This is a genomic window from Hymenobacter chitinivorans DSM 11115 (assembly GCF_002797555.1).
GTDB classification, from domain to species: domain Bacteria; phylum Bacteroidota; class Bacteroidia; order Cytophagales; family Hymenobacteraceae; genus Hymenobacter; species Hymenobacter chitinivorans.
Map to the genome: position 1 here is coordinate 63,347 of NZ_PGFA01000001.1, position 20,129 is coordinate 83,475.

At 63.6% G+C, this 20,129-nt stretch carries 12 protein-coding genes; all 12 read right to left on the bottom strand.

Going from position 1 to position 20,129, the window contains the following annotated elements:
- Nucleotides 1-209: 209 nt before the first annotated feature.
- Nucleotides 210-662, bottom strand: a complete 453-nt coding sequence (locus CLV45_RS00310) for a helix-turn-helix domain-containing protein (RefSeq protein WP_100334410.1) — start codon at nt 660-662, stop codon at nt 210-212.
- Between the two features lie 50 nt (nt 663-712).
- A complete protein-coding gene (locus CLV45_RS00315; RefSeq protein WP_100334411.1) occupies nt 713-1,981 on the bottom strand; it encodes a sugar MFS transporter in 1,269 nt (422 codons plus the stop codon).
- 47 nt (nt 1,982-2,028) lie between these two features.
- Nucleotides 2,029-2,769: a GDSL-type esterase/lipase family protein gene (locus CLV45_RS00320; protein ID WP_100334412.1), complete on the bottom strand. Its 741-nt coding sequence runs from the start codon at nt 2,767-2,769 to the stop codon at nt 2,029-2,031.
- Between the two features lie 363 nt (nt 2,770-3,132).
- The gene (locus tag CLV45_RS00325) at nt 3,133-4,608 is read right to left on the bottom strand and encodes a glycoside hydrolase family 30 protein (protein ID WP_100334413.1); all 1,476 of its coding nucleotides are present in this window, start codon (nt 4,606-4,608) and stop codon (nt 3,133-3,135) included.
- 84 nt (nt 4,609-4,692) lie between these two features.
- Nucleotides 4,693-6,816 carry an RICIN domain-containing protein gene (locus CLV45_RS00330; protein ID WP_100334414.1) on the bottom strand — a complete coding sequence of 708 codons (2,124 nt, stop codon included), beginning with the start codon at nt 6,814-6,816 and terminating at the stop codon, nt 4,693-4,695.
- 141 nt (nt 6,817-6,957) lie between these two features.
- Entirely contained in the window at nt 6,958-8,460 is a 1,503-nt protein-coding gene (locus CLV45_RS00335) for a glycoside hydrolase family 30 protein (protein ID WP_100334415.1), read from the bottom strand.
- 64 nt (nt 8,461-8,524) lie between these two features.
- Complete coding sequence (locus CLV45_RS00340) at nt 8,525-9,637, bottom strand: T9SS type A sorting domain-containing protein (protein WP_100334416.1); 1,113 nt, start codon at nt 9,635-9,637, stop codon at nt 8,525-8,527.
- A 70-nt stretch (nt 9,638-9,707) separates the two neighbouring features.
- The gene (locus CLV45_RS00345) at nt 9,708-11,138 is read right to left on the bottom strand and encodes a glycoside hydrolase family 30 protein (RefSeq protein WP_100334417.1); all 1,431 of its coding nucleotides are present in this window, start codon (nt 11,136-11,138) and stop codon (nt 9,708-9,710) included.
- Nucleotides 11,139-11,339: 201 nt separating this feature from the next.
- Entirely contained in the window at nt 11,340-12,782 is a 1,443-nt protein-coding gene (locus CLV45_RS00350; protein WP_100334418.1) for a RagB/SusD family nutrient uptake outer membrane protein, read from the bottom strand.
- 27 nt (nt 12,783-12,809) lie between these two features.
- Nucleotides 12,810-16,043 carry a SusC/RagA family TonB-linked outer membrane protein gene (locus tag CLV45_RS00355; protein WP_157807194.1) on the bottom strand — a complete coding sequence of 1,078 codons (3,234 nt, stop codon included), beginning with the start codon at nt 16,041-16,043 and terminating at the stop codon, nt 12,810-12,812.
- Nucleotides 16,044-16,395: 352 nt separating this feature from the next.
- Nucleotides 16,396-19,200: a substrate-binding domain-containing protein gene (locus CLV45_RS00360; protein WP_211289882.1), complete on the bottom strand. Its 2,805-nt coding sequence runs from the start codon at nt 19,198-19,200 to the stop codon at nt 16,396-16,398.
- A gap of 113 nt (nt 19,201-19,313) precedes the next feature.
- Complete coding sequence (locus tag CLV45_RS00365; RefSeq protein WP_100334421.1) at nt 19,314-20,045, bottom strand: MOSC domain-containing protein; 732 nt, start codon at nt 20,043-20,045, stop codon at nt 19,314-19,316.
- Between the last annotated feature and the right edge of the window lie 84 nt (nt 20,046-20,129).

Below are 20,129 nucleotides of genomic sequence, written 5' to 3' on the forward strand. Positions count from 1 at the left end.
GCCGGGGTTGGTGTAATAAACTTCCGCCGCCCAGCGCGGCCCACTACCTTTCCACTATCAATTGAACTCCAGAGTACTTGTCAGGGCCCGACCCGGGTACGTATGGTGGAGAAGGGATACAATTGGTTTGGAAGAGAAGTAAAAAAAGGCACCTAGTAAGGTGCCTTTTTTTGTGCGGGTTCGGCGCGGAGCAAAAAGCCGGGCCGCCGTTAGTGGCAGGCCCCAGTCACGGGCGTGGTCTGCCGGATCCGCTTCAGAGCTTTGCTCACGGTGACGTAGCTGATGGAGGGGGTGTAGCCGGCGCCCACCAAGAACTCGGCTAGCTGGCGCAGGCTCCAGGAGGCTTGCGGCTCGTCGGCCACCAGGTGAGTTAGGGCGGCTTCGGCGGCGGGGGTGAGCTTGGTGGGTGCGCCGCCCTGCACCGAGGCCGCCAGGTAGGCCGTGAGGCCCAGGCGGCGGTAGGCGCGGCGCATAGCGTACACCCGGTCGTCGGTGGTGCCCAGGCGCTGGGCGCAGGCCGCCGCCGAGTGGCCCGCGGCCCAGTACAGCAGCACCTGAGCCCGATTGTGCTGCACCGGCAGCAAGTCGTTCTGGCGCAGGTAGTCGTCGAGCTGCTGGCGCTGCCGGAGAGTGAGGTGGAGAGTTTGCCGCTGGCGGCCCATGAGCGTAGCTTGCTAAAGGATAAAGTATAAGAGGGCTAAAAGAAGCAGCCTTAGACGGCGGGCAGACGGAACACGTGCCCCTTGAGCCCGTACCAGAAAATGTAGGCGTAGCAGAGCACAGGCAGCACGAAGGCCCAGCGCAGGGAGCTGGCATCGGCAACCACGGCGAAGAGCAGGGGCACGATGGCACCGCCCACGATGGCCACGTTCAGCAAACCCGAGGCCTGCTCGGTGTGCCGGCCCAGCCCGGCCACGGCCAGGGTGAAGATGGTGGCAAACATGATGGAGTTCATCAGGCCCACGGCCAGCAGGCTCCACATGGCCACTTCGCCCCGGGTCAGGGCCGAGATGATGAGCAGCAGCACGGCGCCAATAGCGTTGAAGGCCAGCAACCGGCCGGGGTTAAACTTATTGAGCAGGTAAGCTCCAATAAAGCGGCCCACCATGGCCCCGCCCCAGTAGTACGACACCTGCTTGCCAGCCACGGCCGGGGCCATATTCATTACCTCGGGCAAATGCAAATAGCTCACAATGTGGGAGCCAATAGCTACTTCCCCGCCCACGTAAGCGAAGATGCCCACCATGCCCAGCAGCAGGTGGCGGTACTGCAAGATGCTCTGGGAAGAGGAGCCGGCCGCCGGGGCGTGCGTAATAGTCGGGAGCTTGAGCAGGGCCAGCAGGGCGCTGATGACCAGCAGCACGGCCCCGATGCCCAGGTATGGTACCTGCACGGCGCGCACGTCGATGGCCGCCGCGGCCTGGGGCGTATCCAGGGCCGGCAGGTGGGACAAAATCAGCCAGGTGCCCAGCAGCGGGGCCACAGTGGTGCCCAGCGAGTTGAAGGCCTGGGTGAGCGTGAGCCGGGCCGGGGCCGAGCGGGCCGGACCCAGAATGGCTACGTAAGGGTTGCCGGCCACTTGCAGCAGCACCACCCCGGTAGCCAGCACAAACAGCGCCGCCAGAAACAGCCCGTAGCTGCGGCTGGCCGCGGCCGGGTAAAACAGGAAGCAGCCCAGGGCCGCCACCACGAAGCCCGTGAGCATACCGCCCTTGTAGCCCAGGCGCTTAACCAGCCAGCCGGCCGGAATGCCCATCACGAAGTAGGCTCCAAAAAAGCAGAAGTTAATCAGGTTGGCCTGGGTGTAGTTGAGCTGGAAAATGGACTTGAGGTAGGGAATCAGGATGTCGTTGAGGCAGGTGATAAAGCCCATCATGAAGAAGAGCACCGTCAGCGACGACAAGGCCGAGGTGTAGCTCGGGGTGTTCTGGTCGTGGTCGGTGGTGGGCGGACCCAGGGTGGAAGGAGCAACTACAGCCATGCGGAAAAAAGAGGAAAGGGAGAGAAAAAGCGGAAGGGGTAAACGGGTTATTTGCGCTTGAGAGCCTGGGCCACGGCCTGGTTGAGCAGGGGCTCCATCACCCGGTAGCCGGCCAGGTTGGGGTGCACGCCGTCCTCGCCGTACACTTTCTTCAGGCCCTGCTGCTCGTCGGCCATCGGGGTATGGAAGTCGAGGTAGACTAGGTGCTGCTGGTCGGCGTAGGCTCGGAACTGCCGGTTGAGGGCCACAATTTTGGGTGCCGGATTCAGGCCCTTGCGCCACCAGAAGTCGGTGGCGGGCAGCACCGAGGCCAGCACCACCCGAATGCGGTGGGCCTGGGCCAGCTCCACCATGCTCTTGATGTTGCTCATGGTGTGCTCGGGCACGTAGGGGCCGCCATTCTCGGCCACGTCGTTGGTACCCACGATGATGACCACCACGGCCGGCCGCAGGTCGATGACGTCCTGGCGGAAGCGCAGCAGGGTTTGGCCGGTGTGCTGCCCGCTGATGCCCCGCCCGATGTAGCCGTAGGGCTTGCCGGCAAAGAAGGCCGAGTCAGTCTTGACCCAGCCTTCGGTAATGGAGTTGCCAATAATGACCACCCGGGCCGGACTGGCCGGCGGGGCGGGCAGCCGCTCGTTGGCCGCGGCGTAGCGCTTCAGATTAGCGTAGTCGGCTGGGGGCTGCTGCTGGGCCCGGGCCGCTACCGGCGCCAGCAGGGCCACCGCCAGCAGCAGGCGGCGCACTCGTGGCCAACGGAAAGCCAGCTGTTTTGGGAGAGTAATCATGCCTGATGAAACCGGGAAAATCGCGCAAGCGGCCGGCGGGGCGGCGGCCGGAGCGAAAGTGGGCTGAGAAGAGAAGTAAAGAGTCCGGCAACCGGCGGGCTGGTAGCCGCAATAGCCACCCGCCGCCCCGAGGCCCCAGCTACCGTGTCTGAAACATCAAATTAGCTATGGGATGCCTCTTCGGTCGTTGTAGTTGGCGCTTCGGGGGCTACGTGCGAGACTTCGGGCGGTGTGCGGGAAGCTTCGCTTGCTGTGGGCAGACCTTCGGACGCTGTAGTTGCGGCTTCGGGTGCTGTTTCCAGGGCTTCGGGGCGGCTAGGGGCAGCTTTTTGAGAGGCAGCGCAGCTCCACATCGGTTAGCCGCTAGTTGATAACGAGCGTCATGATGGAGTGGGGCAGGCTGCTGACAGCGGCGGCCTGGCCCTGCATCCAGAGCTGGAAGTCCTGCTTTTGGTCGCCGTCGTTCATTACTACCACGGCTACTTTGCCGTCGGTGTTGAGGAAGGCGGTGGTGCTCAGGTGGTCCCGGTTGGAGGAGCTGACGATGCGCTTGGCGCCGGGGCGGATAAACTTGGAGAAGTGCCCGATGTAGTAGTAAATGTTGGTATACACCAGCTTGCCCGTGCGCGTATCGCCGATAAGCGGGGCGTAGCAGAAGTTCTTGACGTGGTTGGGGCCGCCCTGCTCGTCGAGCAGCACGTTCCAGTCGGTCCAGCCCACGTTGCCGTTGTTGAAGTCGTTAATCATCGACATGCCGTACTTCTCGCCCAGGGCCCAGTCGTTGACCTTGCTGAAGTCGAACTTCTCGATGCAGGCCTCGGTGAGCAGCAGGTTCATATTGGGGTAGGTTTCGTGCACCCGGCGCACGTTGTCGAACATCATGCTGCTGCCGGTCCAGGTTTCGTACCAGTGGTAACCCACGCCCCACACGTACTGGGCCGCCTTGGGGTCGTCGAGAATGGTGCTGGCGCGCTGGTAGACCTGGTCCCGGTTGTGGTCCCAGGCAATGAGCTTCCGGTCGCCCAGGCCGCTCTTCTTCAGCGTGGGCCCCAAGTATTCCTTGATAAAGTCGCGCTCCTCGGTGGCCGTAAACAGGCAGGATTCCCACTTCTGCACGGCCATGGGCTCGTTCTGGGTGCTCAGGCCCCAAATCGGAATGCCCTGGCGCTCATACTCCCGGATAAACTTCACGTAGTGGTCGGCCCAGGTCTGGCGGTACTGGGGCAGCAGCTTGCCGCCCTTGAGGCGGTTGCTGTTGTCCTTCATCCAGGCCGGCGGGCTCCAGGGCGCCACGTACATCGTGAGCTTGCCCCCGGCGGCGGCAATGGCCTGCTTGATAAACGGAATGCGGTACTGCTCGTCGTGCTTGACGCTGAAGGTCTTCAGGCTCTCGTCCTTGTCGGCCACGTAGTCGTAGGGGGCGCTGCTGAAGTCGGAGCTGGCAATGGTGGTGCGGGCCAGGGTGTAGCCAATGCCCTTGGTGGGGCTGTAGTAGGCCTGCATGAATTCCTGCTGCTGGTCTTTGCTGAGCTTGGCGTAGGTTTCGGCCGCCGCGTCGGTCAGGGCTCCCCCGATGCCGAGCATCGTCTGAAACGTCTTGGTGGGGTCCACGAATACGCACACCTGGGTTTCCAGCGGTTGGGGCGCGGGCTGAAAACTCAGGCTGGAGCCGGCGGCCAGGCGTTGGTCGGTACCGGCTACGGTGGCGTACACCTGGGCCTTTTTGCCGGCCACGGAGTAGGCTTTAAAGTTGCGGGCGGGGTTGGCCGCGTTCTGCGCCAGCACCCCACCCACGGTCAGGGTCGAGAGCAGCAGGGAAGAAAGAAACTTGTTGAGCATGATAAGGGAAGGATGCGCGGGGAGGACCGCCTAAGCGGCCCGTCGGCGGAGAGGCGCCGACGGGCCGCGGGTAAAAAAATCAGGCTAGCGGCTGATAACCAGGCGGCGCTGCAGCTGGCCCTCGGTGGTGCCGAGGCGCAGCACATACACGCCGGCCGGCAACGCCGCCACGTTCAGGGTAAAAGTGTTCAGACCAGTAGTAGCCGGAGCGGCCGGGCGTTGGAGCACGGTTTTGCCCAGCATATCCACCAGCTCTACGCGCAACGGCTGGGCTTGGGTGGCGGTGTAGTCAAAAGTTAGCGTGGTAGTTACGGTGGTGGGGTAGAGCTGCAGGCGCGCATCGGCCGCCGAGCCGGCCGTGGCCGCCAGGGCCGGGCGGGCCGCCCCCTGGTCCGAGAAGTACCAGCGCTGGTTGTTGCCGCCGCCGTAAGTCCACATGTGAATAGCGGCGCCGTCGGCGGTGGAGTTGTTTTCCACGTCGAGGGCCTTACCGCTGTACTTGCTGATGATGCGGTAGGTGCCGTCGCCATTGCTCAGAATCTGCCAGTACTGGCTGTCCTGGCTCAGCCAGTCCCACTGGTGCACGGCGGCGCCGTCGGCAGTGCTGGGGCCAGCAATGTCGAGGCTCTTGTTGCTGTTCAAATTCACGATGCGTACGTAGCCGCCGCCGGCATCCACGAGCTTCCACTTCTGGCTGGCCGAGGCCACCCAGCCCCACTGCTGCACCCGGCCGCCGTTTACCTGGGAGTTGGCCGATACTTCCATGGCCTTGCCCCCGTTCTTGGAGCTGATTTCGTAGATGCGCCCGATGCTGGGGCCGCTGGGCGTGGCGGTGGTGCCGTTGTAGTTGCCGCCGCCGGGGTAGTTAATAATGCCGTTCTGGTTTGGCGACACAGCCGCCACGGTCGTGTTAGGCACGCAGTTGGCCCACTGAATGTTGGTCAGCACCTGGTTCAGGCCCGCCGGGCCGTCCACCACGTAGGGCGGGTTGATGTGCATAAAGGCCGGGTTGCTGCGGTCCTCGAAGCGCTTGTAGGTCCAGTGGCACCAGCCGATGCCCACCGAGTTCAGGTTCTTGGCCGCGTCGCGCATCCAGGTGTCGGTGTTTTCGCCGGTTTCACCCACCCAAATCGGCACGTTGTGGGTCGAGCGGAAGTTGCGCAGGTTACCGATAAAGCGCAGGTCGTTGGCCCCGCCGCCGGTCGAGTTCACGCCGTTGTCCATCTCATACCCGCCGCCGCTGTAGCGGTGGGAGTTATACACCAGGTTGGTGCGGTTGGAGAAGGTAAAGGGCTCCATGTAGTTGTAGTCGTTGCCCCAGCCGTTGCCCTCGACCAAAATCAGGTGGTTGTCGCCCTGACTCCGAATGGAGGTAATCAGGCGCTGCAGCACGTCGTGAATCTTGGGGTTGTTGGGGAAGTTGTTCGGCTCGTTGATCAAGTCGTACATGGCCACCCGGGAGTCGTTCTTGTAGCGGTTCGAGACGAAGCGCCACAGCCGATCCAGCACGTCCTGGTTGATCTGCCGGTTCCAGAGGTCGTTGGCCACAATCTGGTCGGCAATGTTGGCGTCGGTGCCCTGGGAACCCGGCACGGCGTGCATGTCGAGCACCACGTACATGTTGTTGGCCTGAGCCCAGGCCAGGGTGTTGTCAATCATGCGCAGCGCCGCCATGTTGGCCGGGTCTACGAAGAGCTGATTGTTGTTGTACCAGCCCGTGAGCTGGCTCACGTAGGAGTCGTACGAGACGGTGCCGCGCATCACGCTGTTGCGCACGGCCCGCTGGGCGGGCGTCAGAAACAGCTCGTAGTGCAGCGGCAGGCGCACGCAGTTGAAGCCCTTGCTGGCGATGTAGTCGATATCGGGCTTGGTGATGAAATTGTCGCGGTAGTTCTGGTAGAAGGTTTCCACGGCCGCGTCGCTCATGCCCGCGTTATAAAGGGTCTTTTTGACCTTGCCCTGGGTCTGCTTGCCGTCGAGGCCGGGCCAGCCCACTTTCATCATGTAACCTTCCTGCACGGCCCAGTTGCCCAGGTTCATGCCGTTCAGTATCACTTCCTGGTTGCTGGCATTAACGATGCGCTGCCCGTCGGCCCGCAAAAAGCTCTGGGCCGTGGCCTCGTGGCCCAGGACCAGGAAGCCGGTGGCCAGCACCAGCGCCGTGCGCAGCTGCCGCGCCGCACCCGCTAAAAAGGTAGTCTTGTTCATGTTCTGTGGGAATTTTGGTGGTGGAAAAAAACGGAGAGACAGAGCGGAGAACAGGTGTGAGCGGGGCGGAAAGCGGAAGAGCGGAAAGCGGAGCGGGATAAGGGGAAAAGGAGGAAAAGCGGGTCTAGAAAAAAGCCGGGCCTACCAGACGTAGGTGCCGACGGCACCGGCGCTCAGCACGCTCGTGACGACCTTGCCACGGTACTGAATGTCGAAGCTTTGCGACTGGCTGCTGCCGTTTTGCACGATGAGGACCTTCTTGCCGTCGGGGTTCTTGAAGGCCACGTTCGACAGGCTGCTGGGCACGTTGGTATCGATGCGGACGGAGCCCGGGCGCACGAATTTGGCGGCGTGGGCCACCGTGTAGTAGGCCGGGTTGCGGGTCACGCTGTTGCCATTGATGGTCAGGGCGCCCAGGCAGGTGGAGCAGCCGCCGTCGGTGTGGGGGCCGTAGTTCTGGTCGGCGGCCAGGTTCCACTCCAGCACGTTCTTGCTCCAGTTGCGGGTGGCCCCGATGATGAGGTTATTCACGTGCCAGCCAAAGTCGCCGGCGAAGTTGCCGGGGCCGCCCACCCACTGCTCGGTGAAGTACACGTTCTTGGTGGGGTAGGCGTTGTGCACGCCGGTCAGGGCCGAGATGCTGCCCGCGTAGAGGTGAAAGGCCGAGCCATCCACGTACTGACTGGCCACTGGGTCGGCTAGGATTGCCAGCGGGTAGTCGGTCCGGTCAAGGTTGTGGTCGTAGAGGATAATCTTGGTATTCAGGCCGGCCGCCCGCAGGGCCGGGCCCACGTGGTTTTTGATGAAGTCGGCCTGCTGGGCGGCCGTCATCACCAGGCTGGGGTTGTTGTACTCGTTGAGGGGCTCGTTTTGCAGCGTCACCGCGTCGAGCGTGATGCCCTCGGCCTGCATGGCTTTGAGGTACTTCACGAAGTACTGGGCGTAGGCCGCGTAGTATTCGGGTTTCAAAGAGCCGCCCTTCAGGCTGCCGTTGGTTTTCATCCAGGCCGGCGCCGACCATGGGGAGCCCAGAATCTTCAGCGTGGGGTTCAGCGCCAGAATGCTCTTGAGCACCGGAATCAGGTCGGTTTTGTCGGGGGCGAGGCTGAACTTTTCGAGCTGGGGGTCGGTCTGCCCGGCCGGCAAATCGTCGTAGGTAAAGGGGCGGGCATCCAAGTCGGAAGCCCCGATGCTGATGCGCAGGTAGCTGGTGCCGATGTTGGTGTTGTCGGTGGCGAAAAGCTCCTGCAGCAGCGCCGTGCGGGTAGGGGCGCTGAGCTGGTTGATGAGCATGGCGCTGCCGCCGGTGAGCGTGTAGCCAAACCCGTCAATCGACTGGTAGGTCTTGGTCGTGTCGACGATAATGGTCGGATTGGAGCTGCTGGGTGCCTGGAAGTTGAGCACCGCCGCACTTTTCTGAAACAGCGAAGCCTGGTCGGGCGTGGTCAGCCACAGGGCCACCTGGGAGGGGCCGGTAGTTGGCGGATTGCCGCCCCCGCCCCCCGTGCCGCCGGTGGTGCCCCCGCCGCCGGGAGCTGGCGTGTCTTCCTTTTCCGAGGTGCACTGGGTGAGCAAGGCCACTGGCAGCAGCACGCAGCTCAGGGCCAAACGAAGACGACGGGAAGCAGAAGCAGAAAAACGCATAGCAGCTAGTAAAAAAGGTAAGGCCAGCACCCGCCGGGGGCACTGGCCGGTAAGAATCAAGCGGTTATTCGACCACCACGCGGCGGGTGCTCAGTTCGGAGCCCACGCGCAGCGTGACCAGGTAAGCACCGGCCGGGAGCTGGCGCAGCGGGGCCAGGGCCAGGTCATGAGTTCCGGCCGGCTGAGCCGCGTCCAGCAGGCTAAGTACTTTCTGGCCCAGGCTGTTGTATACGTTCACGGCCACGGCAGTAGCGGTGGGCACGGTGTAGCTCAGGCGGCTGTTGGCAGCCACGGGGTTGGGGTAGGCAGCCACCTGCAAAGCCTCCGAAGCCGCGCGGCTAGCCAGCACGCCCGTGCCCACCCGGTAGGAGTAGCTCTGGGTGCCGGCAATGGCGGTAAAGTCGGGGTTGGCTCCCAGGGCTGTGGTCCGGCCCGAAATCTGGGGCAGCACGTCGGAATAGAACTCGGCGTTGTCGCCCACGTAGGCCACCATCACCCGGAAAATGTCGTTGGTAGAGGCTCCGCCCAGGGCCGACAGCGGGTACTCGATTTCCCAGCCCGTGGTGGTATTGGCGGCTACGCTGCCGGTGGCGCTGGTTTTGTAGGAAATCTTGCCGCCCAGCACGCCGCTGTTGGCATCCGTAATCGTGAAGGCCGTACCGGTTTTGTTGGTCGAGCCCAGGTACACGTCGGGGTATTTGCCGGCGCTGGTCGGGTTGGCCGTAAAGTCAATCTTGCTGTGGTAGACGTCGCCGCTGCCGGTAGCGGAAAACGGCGACACGGTCAGGCGGAAGCCGTAATCCACGGGCATGTCGAGGGTGGGCTGGCTGCGAAACTGCGAGGAGTTGTCGGAGCCGCCGGCCAGCTTGGTATTGGCCGCCACGCCGGTTTTGTTGGGCGCGTCCAGGTACAGCAGCAGGGCGTTGTAGTCGCCTTTCTCGGGCGAGGCCACCACCATAATGTTGAGCGTGGTGGCCGTGGTGCCCATGTAGAGCGCCTTCAGGCCCCGGTCGGCTTCGGAGTGGGCATTGGTGTAGGTGCCCACCAGCTGGTACTTACCCGCCCCCGTCCCGATTTCGGCGGCCGACAGGGTGCCGTCCACGGTAATCTGGGCCTGAGCCGAGAGCGAAGCGGCCGTCAGAGCAGCCACAGTAGCAAGAGTAAAGAGTTGTTTCATGGGAATTTTGAAATAGGAGTGAGTTAAGTGAGGTCAGGAAGGGAAGGGAAGGGAAGGGAAGGAGGCGGGGCTACCACACGTAGGTGCCCACGCCGCCGGCGGGTAGGGTGGCGGCAAAGGCTTTGCCCTGGTGCCGCACGCTGAAGGTCTGGGCCGCCGGACTGTCGTTTTGCACCACCAGCACCTTGTCGCCGTTGGGGGCTTTGAAGGCCACGTTGGGCAGCTTTTCGGGCAGGGTAGAGCCGATGCGCACCGAGCCGGGGCGGGCAAACTTGCTGGCGTGGGCAATGATGTAGTAGGCGTCTTCGCGGGTCACGTTGTTGCCGTCCAGAGTCAGGGCGCCGCGGCACTCGGTGCAGCCGCCGGGCGTGTGCGGGTTTTGCTGGGGGTCGGCGGCCAGGTTCCACTCCAGCACGGTGCGGGCCCAGTTGCGGGTGGCCCCGATGATGAGGGTGCGCACGTGCCAGGGCAGGTTTTCGGCGAATTTGCTCTTCGAGCCCACCCACTGCTCGGTGAAGTACAGGCTCTTGTCGGGATGGGCGTCGTGCACCTTGCTCAGGGCATCAATCTGCCCGGCGTACATGTGGAAGGCCGAGCCATCCACGTACTTCTTGGCCTCGGGGTCGTTGAGGATGGTGAGCGGATACTCGGGCTTGTCGCAGTTGTGGTCGTAGACGATGATTTTCGTGTCGATCTTGGCCTGCTGAAAGGCCGGGCCCAGGTTCTTTTTCACGAACTCGGCCTGCTGCTCGGCCAGCATGAGCAGGCTGGGGTTATTGCCCGGGTGCAGGGGCTCGTTCTGCACCGTAATGGCGTCAATTCGCACGCCCTGGGCCTTCATGCCCTGCACATACTTCACGAAGTAGCGGGCGTAGGCGTCGTAGAACTCGGGCTTGAGTGAGCCGCCCTTGGAGTTGCCGTTGGTTTTCATCCAGGTGGGCGGCGACCAGGGCGAACCGAGGATTTTAATCTTGGGGTTGATGGCCAGAATTTCCTTGAGCACCGGAATCAGGTGCGGCTGGTCGGGGGCCAGGCTGAACTTGGTCAGCTCCGGGTCAGTTTGGCCGGCGGGCAGGTCGTCGTAGCTGAAAACCTGGGCATCGAGGTCGGAAGCCCCGATGCTCAGGCGGAGGTAGCTCACGCCGATGTTGTTGCCGTCGGTACCGAAGAGCTCCTGCAGCAGGGCCTTGCGCTCCGGGGCGCCCATGCGGTGCAGCAGCTCGGCCGAGCCGCCGGTGAGGCAGTAGCCAAACCCGTCGATGGGCTGAAACGTCTGTTGGTCGTTGATGTCAATAACGGCGCCCGAGGGCTGGGCCGTGGTCCAGGGCAGGGCGGCCTGGCTCTGAAACAGCGCCGTTTTATCCGTGGTGGTCAGCCAGAAGGCCGCGCCGCGGGCCGCGGCCGAGCTGGCCTGCGGAGTACGCTGGCAGCTGGTGGTTAGCCCCCCGAGCGAGAGCAGCAGGGCCAGGGCGGAAGCGGACAAGGAAAAAGTGCGGAACATGCTAGAAAGGGAAGTTGAGCGGAGAGCAGTAGTGCGCGGCGCCCCAGCGGCGCCACTCGAAGGCCAGGAGAAGTACCAGCAGGTGAAGCCTGCGGGCCGGTTTCGTTTCTCTCCCACACCGAAACCGGCCCCGGCTTCGCGCGACCAGGCCTCCCCACGGCCGCGCAAAACAAATCGGGGGCGTTGCAGCGCCCCCGACGCTTAGAACCCAGGGTTTTGCGACGACTGGGCGTTGTTGTTCATTTCGTTCTGCGGAATCGGGAAGAGCAGGTACTTTTCCTCCCGGCTGCCGCGGATTTGCTCAATCACATCCAAAGCCGTCTTGGCGTGCTTGGCCGAGGGGTCGGCCTGGGTGTGGCGGGCGTAGCGCAGCAGGTCGTACCACCGCTCGCCCTCGAAGGCCAGCTCCAGGCGGCGCTGCTTGTCAATTTCGGCCCGCAGGCTTTCCTTGGTAGCCCCGGCGGCGGGGAAATCGGCCAGGCCAGCCCGGCGGCGCACGGTGTTAAGCTTGTCGAGCACGTCGGAGGCGGGGTTACCCAGCTCGTTGGCGGCCTCGGCATAAATCAGGTATACCTCGGCCAGGCGAATGACATACGTGTTGTCGGGGCTGTTGAAAGCGTTGGGGTTGCCGGGCCACTTGTACACGAAGGGGCCGTTGTCGTTGCCGGTACCGGCCCCGCCGTCCACGTAGCTGGCGTGGTCGATGCCGCCGGGCACGGGCCCAATGGCCGCCCAGCGCTTGTCGTTCTTATCCGACAAGCCCAGCTGTACCAGCTCCTGGGTTGGAATGTTGAACTTGGGGAAAGAGTAGGTAGCCGGCGGGTTGGGCAGCAGCAAGTCGGGCAGGATGTTGTTGCCGTCGAGCGCGCCCGAGTTCTGGATTTCGAAGATGGACTCCCCGGTGTTGTTGGCCGGAAACAGCGACTTAAAGCTGCCGTTGAGCGAGTACGTCTTGTTGCTGAGCACCGCGTTGGCGGCGGCCAGGGCCGCGCTCCACTGGCGCTGGGTGAGCTGCACGCGGGCCAGAATGGCGCTGGCCGCCGCCCGGCTGGCCCGGAAGTTTTTGGCGGCCGGGGCCTTTTCGGCGGCCTGGGTCAGGTCCGACACCACCTGGGCGTACACGGCTTCGGCCGAGGCCCGGGGCAGCGACACCGCCTCGGGCGTGCCGCTTTCGGTGGGCTCCAGGCGCAGCGGTACGCCCCCGTACAGCTTCACCAGGTTGAAGTAGTGCAGGCCCCGCAGGAAGTAGGCTTCGCCCAGGATTTCATCGCGGCGCTGCGCCGGCATCGAAATGCCCGGCACGTACTTAATCACGGCGTTGGCGCGGTTGATGCCGATGTAGGAGTCGCGGTAAATGTTGGTCACCTGGCTGGTGGTGGGCGTCCAGGCAATGCGCTCCATGGAGCCCACGTCGCCGTTGGCGCTGGTGCAGTTGTCGGAAGGCATTTCGCCGGCCACAATCAAATCCTGGCTCCAGAGGCCGGTGCCCTGCAGGGCATCGTAGGCGGCCGTAATGGCGGCTTCGGCGTCGTCACCGGTTTTGAAGAATGTGTTGGGCGACACCGTGGGCAGCGGCTCTTTGTCGAGCACGTTGCAGCCACCCAGCAGCATCAGGGCGAAAACGGGGATGAATATCTTTTTCATGGGATTCGTCGGGAGAGGGAGGTGCGGTTAGAAGCTGGCGTTCAGGCCGATGGTGTAGGTGCGCGCCTGCGGATAGGTGCCGAAGTCGCGGCCAAACGTGGTGCTGGAGAACGGGTCGGCGCTTACTTCCGGGTCGTAGCCCGAGTAGTCGGTCCAGGTCAGCAGGTTCTGGCCGGTCACGTAGAGGCGCAGGCCACTGAAGTGGGCTTTCTGCAGCAGCGTGGTCGGGATGTTGTAGGCCAGGGTCAGGTTTTTGAGGCGCACGTAGGAGCCGTCTTCCACGAAGCGGGTCGAGAAGCGGTTGTTCTGGTTCAAATCCTCCGTGGAAGCCCGCGGAATGTTGGTGTTCGTGTTCGTCGGCGTCCAGCGGTTGAGCACGGCCGTGCTCTGGTTTACCGGGCCCACGGCACTTTCAATCGTCTGGCGGTTCAGGTTCTGAATATCATTGCCGAAGCTGCCCTGGAAGAACACCGACAGCTCCAGGCCCTTGAAGGTGAACGTGTTGGTCACGCCCGCAATGGACTTGGGGTTGGGGTTGCCGATGATGGTGCGGTCCTTGTCGTTAATCACGCCGTCGTTGTTGACGTCGGCAAAGCGCACGTCGCCGGGCTTGGCGTTGTCCTGCTTGGGAGCCGACTTAATCTCGTCGGCCGACTGGAAGATGCCGGTGGCCACGTAGCCGAAGAAGGAGCCCAGGGGCTGGCCTTTGCGCAGGATGTTGTTGTTGCCGATTACTTCGCGGTCCACCAGCACGTTCTGCTCGTTGGTTTGCTGGCCCAGGTTTACCAGCTGGTTGCGGTTGAGGGTAAAGTTCAGGTTCGTAGTCCAGCTGAAGCTGCCTTCGTTGCCCTGCACGTTGTTGGTAGTCAGGCCCAACTCGATGCCCTTGTTCTCAATTTCGCCCAGGTTCTGGGTTACTTCCAGCGTCTGCGCGCCGGTGCTGGGCGCAATCGGGACGTTGTAGAGCAGGTCGGTGGTGCGCTTGCGGTAGGCGTCGAAGGTGAACTGGGCGCGGTCCTGCAGCAGGTTCAGGTCTACCCCCACGTTGACCTGCTTGGTGGTTTCCCACTTCAGGTCGCGGTTGCCGATGCGGCCGGGCCGAATACCGCCCACGATGTTGGTACCGCTGCCGCCCCCGTAGTTCGAGCCGGTGTCGTAGGAGCTAAACCGGGAATAGGTATAGATTTCCTGGTTGCCGTTCACGCCGTAGCTGCCCCGGATTTTGAAGTCGGAGACGGTGCCATTCTGCGGGAAGAACGACTCCTTGGCCACGCGCCAGGCCACCGATACGGCGGGGAAGTAACCCCAGTGCTGCTCGAACTTGCTGGTCGCGTCGGCGCGCAGGCTGACGGTCGCCAGGTAGCGCTCGTCATAGTTGTAGATAGCCCGGCCGAAGTAGCTCATCAGGCCCCACTCGTCCTCGTAGCTGTTGGTGCCGGTGCGGGTAGCGCCGGCCGATACGTAGGGGCTGGCGTTGGAAGCAAAACCCTGCGAGGAGGCCCCGGACGTAAAGCGGTTCGACTCCTGCACCGACTGGCCGGCCAGCAGCGTCAGGCGGTGCCGGTCACCGAGCTTGGGGTCGTAGGTCAGCGTGTTTTCCCACAGCCAGATGTTCTGAATGTTGGTGCCGGTGGCGGCGCTGCCCTTCAGGTTTTGCTCGGGCGTGGAGCGCGAGGTGCCGGGATATTCCCGGGTGATGTACTGGTTTTCGAGCTGGGTCCGGAAGTCCAGGCCGAGCGAGGTCCGGAATTTGAGGTTGTCGCGGATGTCGGCCTCCCCATACACGTTGCCAATAGCTTGGTAGATAATGGCGTTGTTGTGGGTTTCGAGCAGGTTGCCGATGGGGTTGTCCGACAGCGAGAAGGGGTTCAGGCCGTAGGTGCCGTCGGGGTTGTAGACCGGCACGGTCGGAATCTGGGCCAGGGCGCCGAGCACGGTACCCGAGCTGCCCAGCGCAATTTCGCTCCGGACGCTGCCGTTGTTGTTGGTGCGGCTAAAGTTCAGGTTGGTGCCAAAGCGGAAGCGGTTGCCGGCCTGCTGGTCCAGGTTGAGCTTGAAGTTGTAGCGGTCGAAGCCCGAATTGCGGATGATGCCGTCCTGCTTGAAGTAGCCGCCCGACACGTAGTAGCGGGTTTTGTCGGTGCCGCCGCTCACGTTGAGCTGGTAGCTCTGAATGGCCGCTTTGCGGTACATCTCGTCCTGCCAGTCGGTGTTGGCGGGCAGGTTGTTGAGGTCGGTATAAGCCGGCCCGAGCGGAGTGCTGGCATTGGCCCGGGCTTCGTTGTAGTACTCGGCAAATTGGCGGGCGTTGAGCAGGTCAATCTTCTTGCGCAGCTGCTGCTGCCCGAAAAACATGCTGAAGCCCAGCTGGGGCTTGCCGATTTTGCCGCGCTTGGTGGTGATGACAACGACGCCGTTGGAAGCGCGCAGGCCGTAAATAGCCGCCGCGGCGCCGTCCTTCAGCACGTCGATGCTTTCAATGTCGTTGGGGTTGAGCGTGTTGAGCGGGTTGGGTTTCTGGTTGCCGATGCTCAGCTCCCGGTCATACGTCGGCAGCACTGGCACCCCGTCGATAACGTAGAGCGGGGAGTTGCTCATGCTAATCGAGTTGTTGCCCCGAATCCGCACGTTGATGCCCGCGCCCGGAGCCCCGCTCGGCGAAGTCACCTGCACGCCGGGAGTCTGGCCTTGCAGGGCCTGGTCGAAGCCCGCTACGGGCTGGCGCTCAAGAGCTTTAGCGCTTACCGACGACACTGCGGTGGTAAGCTCCTGCCGGCTCTGGGTGCCGTAGCCTACAACTACGACTTCTTTCAGGGCCTGCACGTCTTCATTCAGCGTGGTGCTGCCCACGGTCGTCGTCTGCCCGTCCACTACCGTAATGGGGATGCGTGCAGTGATGTAACCCACCGACGAAATAACCAGGGTTTGGGCCCCGGCCGGTACGTCCGGAATCAGGTATTCCCCGTTGGTGTTGGTGGCTCCGCCCAGGGTGGTGCCCGCCACTACCACCGTCACGCCCGGCATACCTTGGCCGTCAGCATCCACTACGCGGCCCGAAACGGGAGCATTTACCAGGAAGGCCGAGTACAGATCCTTTACCGCGTCGGTGCGGGCCGGAATGGCCGCCCAGACGTGGGGAGTCGCCGGGCTCGTCAGGGGGTGGGCGGCCGCCAGGCTCGTGAGCAGAATGCTACCCAGGGCCGGCGTTAGCAGCAGCCGGAGCGGGCGGGAGCCGTGGGGGAATTGGAGTAAAAACGGCATAGTAATGTGGGTTAAGTGAAGGGAGAGGGGGCAGAAAAGACGACTGACGACGGGCCCGCCGGGAAAGCAGGGTGACGCAGGCGTCCGGAGGATTGAGAAGAATTCGGGGTGAGTGGACCAGCCGGCGGGCCTGGGGCAGCGGTGCAAACGTTTGCAGTTGCGGGGCAGGGCCGAGCTACCGGGTTGCACAAAATTGCAGGCCCGCATCAGCAAGGGCTTGCTGATTTATTTCAAAATTCGTTCACCGGCTAAAACAGTGGTATTTGCTTGAATTTCTGATAGATATAAAATAAAAAAAACCGGCCCTGGAAGGGGCCGGTTGCAGTTTTATAACAGGGCTTTTGAGAATATATCAGTGCTGCGGGGCAATGTGCAGGCTGCGAAACTCGGACGGGGAAATCTGGTAGCGGGCCTTGAAGGAAGTGGAGAAGTAAGAGGGCGAGGAAAAGCCCAACTCGTAGGCCACTTCCGAAATCGTTAGCGCTTCGTTGAGCAGCAACTCCCGGGCCTTGGTCAGGCGCAGGCTCTGAATGAAGTCGGTGACGCCAGTGCCGAGTACGGCCTTCACTTTGCGGTAGAGCTGCATGCGCGAGATGCCCAGGCTACGGGCAATGTCTTCCACGGAGAGGTCGGTCTTGGTCAGGTTGCTTTCCACGATGCCCGTCAGGTCCTGCAGGAATTTCTGGTCGGGGTTGGTGGTCGTCACCGTGGCCGAGTCTACGCTCAGCTCGCGGCGGAAATGCTCCCGCTGCCGGGCGCGGTTGGCCAGCAGCGTCCGCACGCTTTCCAGCAGGAAAGTAGGGTTGAAGGGCTTGGTCAAGTACAGGTCGGCGCCGGCCTGCACGCCTTCCACCTGCTGCTCGGGCGCGTTGCGGGCCGTGAGCAGCACCACCGGAATGTGCGAGGTGCGCCAGTCGTTGCGCAGCTGGGTCACCACTTCCAGGCCGCTGAGGCCGGGCATCATGACGTCGCACACAATCAGGTCCGGAATCAGGTCGGTGGCCAGGCGGAAGCCGCTGTGCCCATCGGTGGCCGTCTGCACCCGGAAGTCGTGGCGCAGCTTGCGGGCCAGGAAGTCGTTGACCTCGGGGTTGTCCTCAATGACCAGCACCAGCGTCTCGCTGTGGGCGTCGGCCGTGGCGGCCTCGGCGTCGGGGCCAAAGTCGGTGGCCAGGGCTTCGGGCTCGTCGAGGGTGAGCAGCGTGGGCGCGGCCGGCTCGATGGAGCGCAGTTCGGCGGGCAGCTCCCGCGGCAGGGTCACGACGAAGGTGCTGCCCTGGCCCGGCTGGGAGCTAAACGTGAGCTGGCCCTGGTGCAGGCGCACCAGGCCCTGAGCCAACGCCAGGCCCATGCCCGAGCCTTTGGCCACGGCGCCCTGGTCACCCTGATAAAACCACTCGAAGATATGGGCCCGGTCCTGGTCCGAGATGCCCCGGCCGGTGTCGGCGATGCTCACGCGCAGGGTCTGGCCTTCGCCTTGCTGCAGACTGATAGTAATCTGGCCCTGGTCGGGGGTAAACTTCAGGGCGTTGGAGAGCAGGTTGAAAAAGACCTTATCCAGGATGTTGCCGTCGAACCAGGCCGGCAGCACGGGCTCGGCGGCCAAAAAGCGCAGCGTCACGCCGCGCAGGCGGGCCGGCTTCTCGAAGGCGTCCACAATTTCGCGCACGAAAGCCACCAGGTTGCTTTCCGTGGCCCGCACCGCCATTTTGCCCACCTCGATTTTACGGAAGTCCAGCAGCTGATTCACCAGCTGCAGCAGGCGTTGGGTGTTGCGGCGCACCAGGGCCAGGTCCTGGCGCTGGGCCGCACTCAGATCGGGGCTGCTGGTGAGCAGCTCTTCCACCGGGCCCAGGATGAGGGTGAGCGGGGTGCGCAGCTCGTGACTAAAGTTGGTGAAGAAGCGCAGCTTGGCCTCGGTATCGGCGCGGGCCTGTTCGGCCAGGGCTTCAAGCTGGTTGCGCTGCTTGCGGATTTCTTCGTTCTGACTGACCAGCTGGCGGTTAATTTTGTCGTTTTCGGCGTTTTGCAAAGCCAGCTGGTGGTTGATGAGCCGGTTTTTGCGGGCCGAGTTCCAGGCTATCATCCCCAGCACCGTGGCGCCCAGCAACGTGGCCAGCAGTCCGTACAGAATGGTTTGCTGACTGGCGTAGGTGGCTTGCAGGCGCTGAAGCAGACTTTGCTGCCGCTCGATGTCCTGCTGCTGAGTTATCATCTTGTCGGTCTGCTGCTGCATCGTCCGCACGTTGGTCGAGTCGATGACAATAGTGCCGAGCGTGTTTTCGTGCTTGTAGGGCTGCTTGCTGAGAATGCTCAGGGCCGTGCGAATGGCGTCCTCACCGCCGGGCGAGTACAGCACCGAGGCCGTTTCGATGCCCCGCTGCACCAGGTCCAGGCCTTCGTTCTTACCCGCCAGCCCATCCACGCCAATGATTTTCACCTTTTTTCCCAAACCCAGCTGCCGGCAGATTTCGGCGGCCCCGCGGCCCATGCCGTCGTTGTGGGCAAAGATGAGCGACACCTCGGGGTGGGCCTGCAGGGCCGTGGCCAGGGCGGGCAGCTTTTTCTCGGTCCAGTCGCCGGTTACCTGGCTAACTACTTGCAGGTCGGGGTAGGCCGCCAGGGTTTGGGCAAAGCCCTGGTGCCGGTCGGAAGTGGCCGAGGAGCCGGGCGTGCCCAGCACCTCGATGATGCGGCCGTGGTGATTGAGCAGGCGGGCGGCGTAGCGGGCCGCCGTCTGGCCCACCTCCAGGTTGTCGCCGCCCACGTAGGCCGTATACTGCCGGGAGGCCGTGCGCCGGTCGAGCAGCACCACCGGAATGCCGCGGCGGTAGGCTTCCTCCACGGCCGGCGTCACCGGACCCGCCTCGTAGGGTGACACGATGAGCAAATCAATACCCCCACGCATCAGCTCCCGGATTTGCTGCTGCTGCACCTGGCTGTTGTCGTGGGCGTTGAGCATGCGTAGCTCTACCTCGGGGTGGAAGCTCAGCTCCCGCTCCATCCCGGCCAGCATGGCCTGCCGCCAGGGCCCGGCCGTGCTGCACTGCGAAAACCCGATGCGGTAGGCGGGCTGCTTACTGGGCTGGGCACAGCCGCTCAGCAGCGCCAGGGCCGGCCACAGGTAACGCAAAAAAGAGAAGACAAGTCGATTCAAGGCCGGAGGGATGCCCGCGGCCCACTCGGCGCAGAACATCTACCAAATATACAGGAGTCGCCGCGTAGTTGCTGCTAAAAGGATACAGCCAAGCTAGGCCCCAAGTTCCGGACTTAGCCGGCGACGGGTCCTTGCAGGCGGCTGGCATCGTCGTAGAGCGGGGCCGTACCAGCTACCCGGCCCTGCATTTTGCGCCGCCACTGCCCGCCCAACGCCGGGCAATTCAGCAGTTCGGCGGCCAAAGCCAGGTTTTCGCGCTGCTCGTACTTCACGCTGTTGACCAGGGTCAGGGGCCAGGCGGGGTAGGGGCGCTCCAGCAGCTCCAGGGCGTCGGTGGGGGCCACGTGGCCGGGCTGCAGCACCCGCAGGTACCAGCCGGTGCGGCCCGAGTCCTGCAGCCACTTGGGCAGCATAGGCGTTTGCCAGCGCAGGCCCAGCTTGTAGCAGGGGGAGCGGGGCTGGGAAACCTGCACGACGGCCTCACCGAGCCGGAAAATGTCGCCCAGGCAGACGTCGTGCTCGGTGGCGGGGCCGGCCAGGGTCAGGTTTTCGCCGAAGCTGCCGGGCAGCATGGGGCGGCCCAGCTGCTGACTCCAATACGCGTAATGCGCCCCGGGATACACGCACAAAGCCTGGTCGGGGCCGCCGTGGTTTTTCTGGTCGGCCTGCAGGTCGCCGGCCAGGTTCAGGCCGTCCAGCCACACGGGCCCGGTAATTTCGGCTTTGCGGATGGCCGAGGTCCAGGGCCGGGAAACTGCTGCAGCGCTGGGGGCGGCAAAGGTGGCGGGCCGGCCCACGCGCACGGAGGCCAGGGGCAGAGTCAGGGCAGTCAGGCGGGTCGACATCGGGCGAGGGAGTTGGAAAGCAAAACAAACGGGCGGTGGGCAGCCGTTTCTGCCCGCGGCCAAGGTCCGCAAAATTGCCTTAAC

Coding starts and splice junctions, on each gene's coding strand:
- CLV45_RS00345 (WP_100334417.1), bottom strand. CDS start 11,138: ATGTTCCGCACTTTTTCCTTGTCCGCTTCCGCCCTGGCCCTGCTGCTC.
- CLV45_RS00320 (WP_100334412.1), bottom strand. CDS start 2,769: ATGATTACTCTCCCAAAACAGCTGGCTTTCCGTTGGCCACGAGTGCGC.
- CLV45_RS00340 (WP_100334416.1), bottom strand. CDS start 9,637: ATGAAACAACTCTTTACTCTTGCTACTGTGGCTGCTCTGACGGCCGCT.
- CLV45_RS00330 (WP_100334414.1), bottom strand. CDS start 6,816: ATGAACAAGACTACCTTTTTAGCGGGTGCGGCGCGGCAGCTGCGCACG.
- CLV45_RS00350 (WP_100334418.1), bottom strand. CDS start 12,782: ATGAAAAAGATATTCATCCCCGTTTTCGCCCTGATGCTGCTGGGTGGC.
- CLV45_RS00365 (WP_100334421.1), bottom strand. CDS start 20,045: ATGTCGACCCGCCTGACTGCCCTGACTCTGCCCCTGGCCTCCGTGCGC.
- CLV45_RS00325 (WP_100334413.1), bottom strand. CDS start 4,608: ATGCTCAACAAGTTTCTTTCTTCCCTGCTGCTCTCGACCCTGACCGTG.
- CLV45_RS00310 (WP_100334410.1), bottom strand. CDS start 662: ATGGGCCGCCAGCGGCAAACTCTCCACCTCACTCTCCGGCAGCGCCAG.
- CLV45_RS00315 (WP_100334411.1), bottom strand. CDS start 1,981: ATGGCTGTAGTTGCTCCTTCCACCCTGGGTCCGCCCACCACCGACCAC.
- CLV45_RS00355 (WP_157807194.1), bottom strand. CDS start 16,043: ATGCCGTTTTTACTCCAATTCCCCCACGGCTCCCGCCCGCTCCGGCTG.
- CLV45_RS00335 (WP_100334415.1), bottom strand. CDS start 8,460: ATGCGTTTTTCTGCTTCTGCTTCCCGTCGTCTTCGTTTGGCCCTGAGC.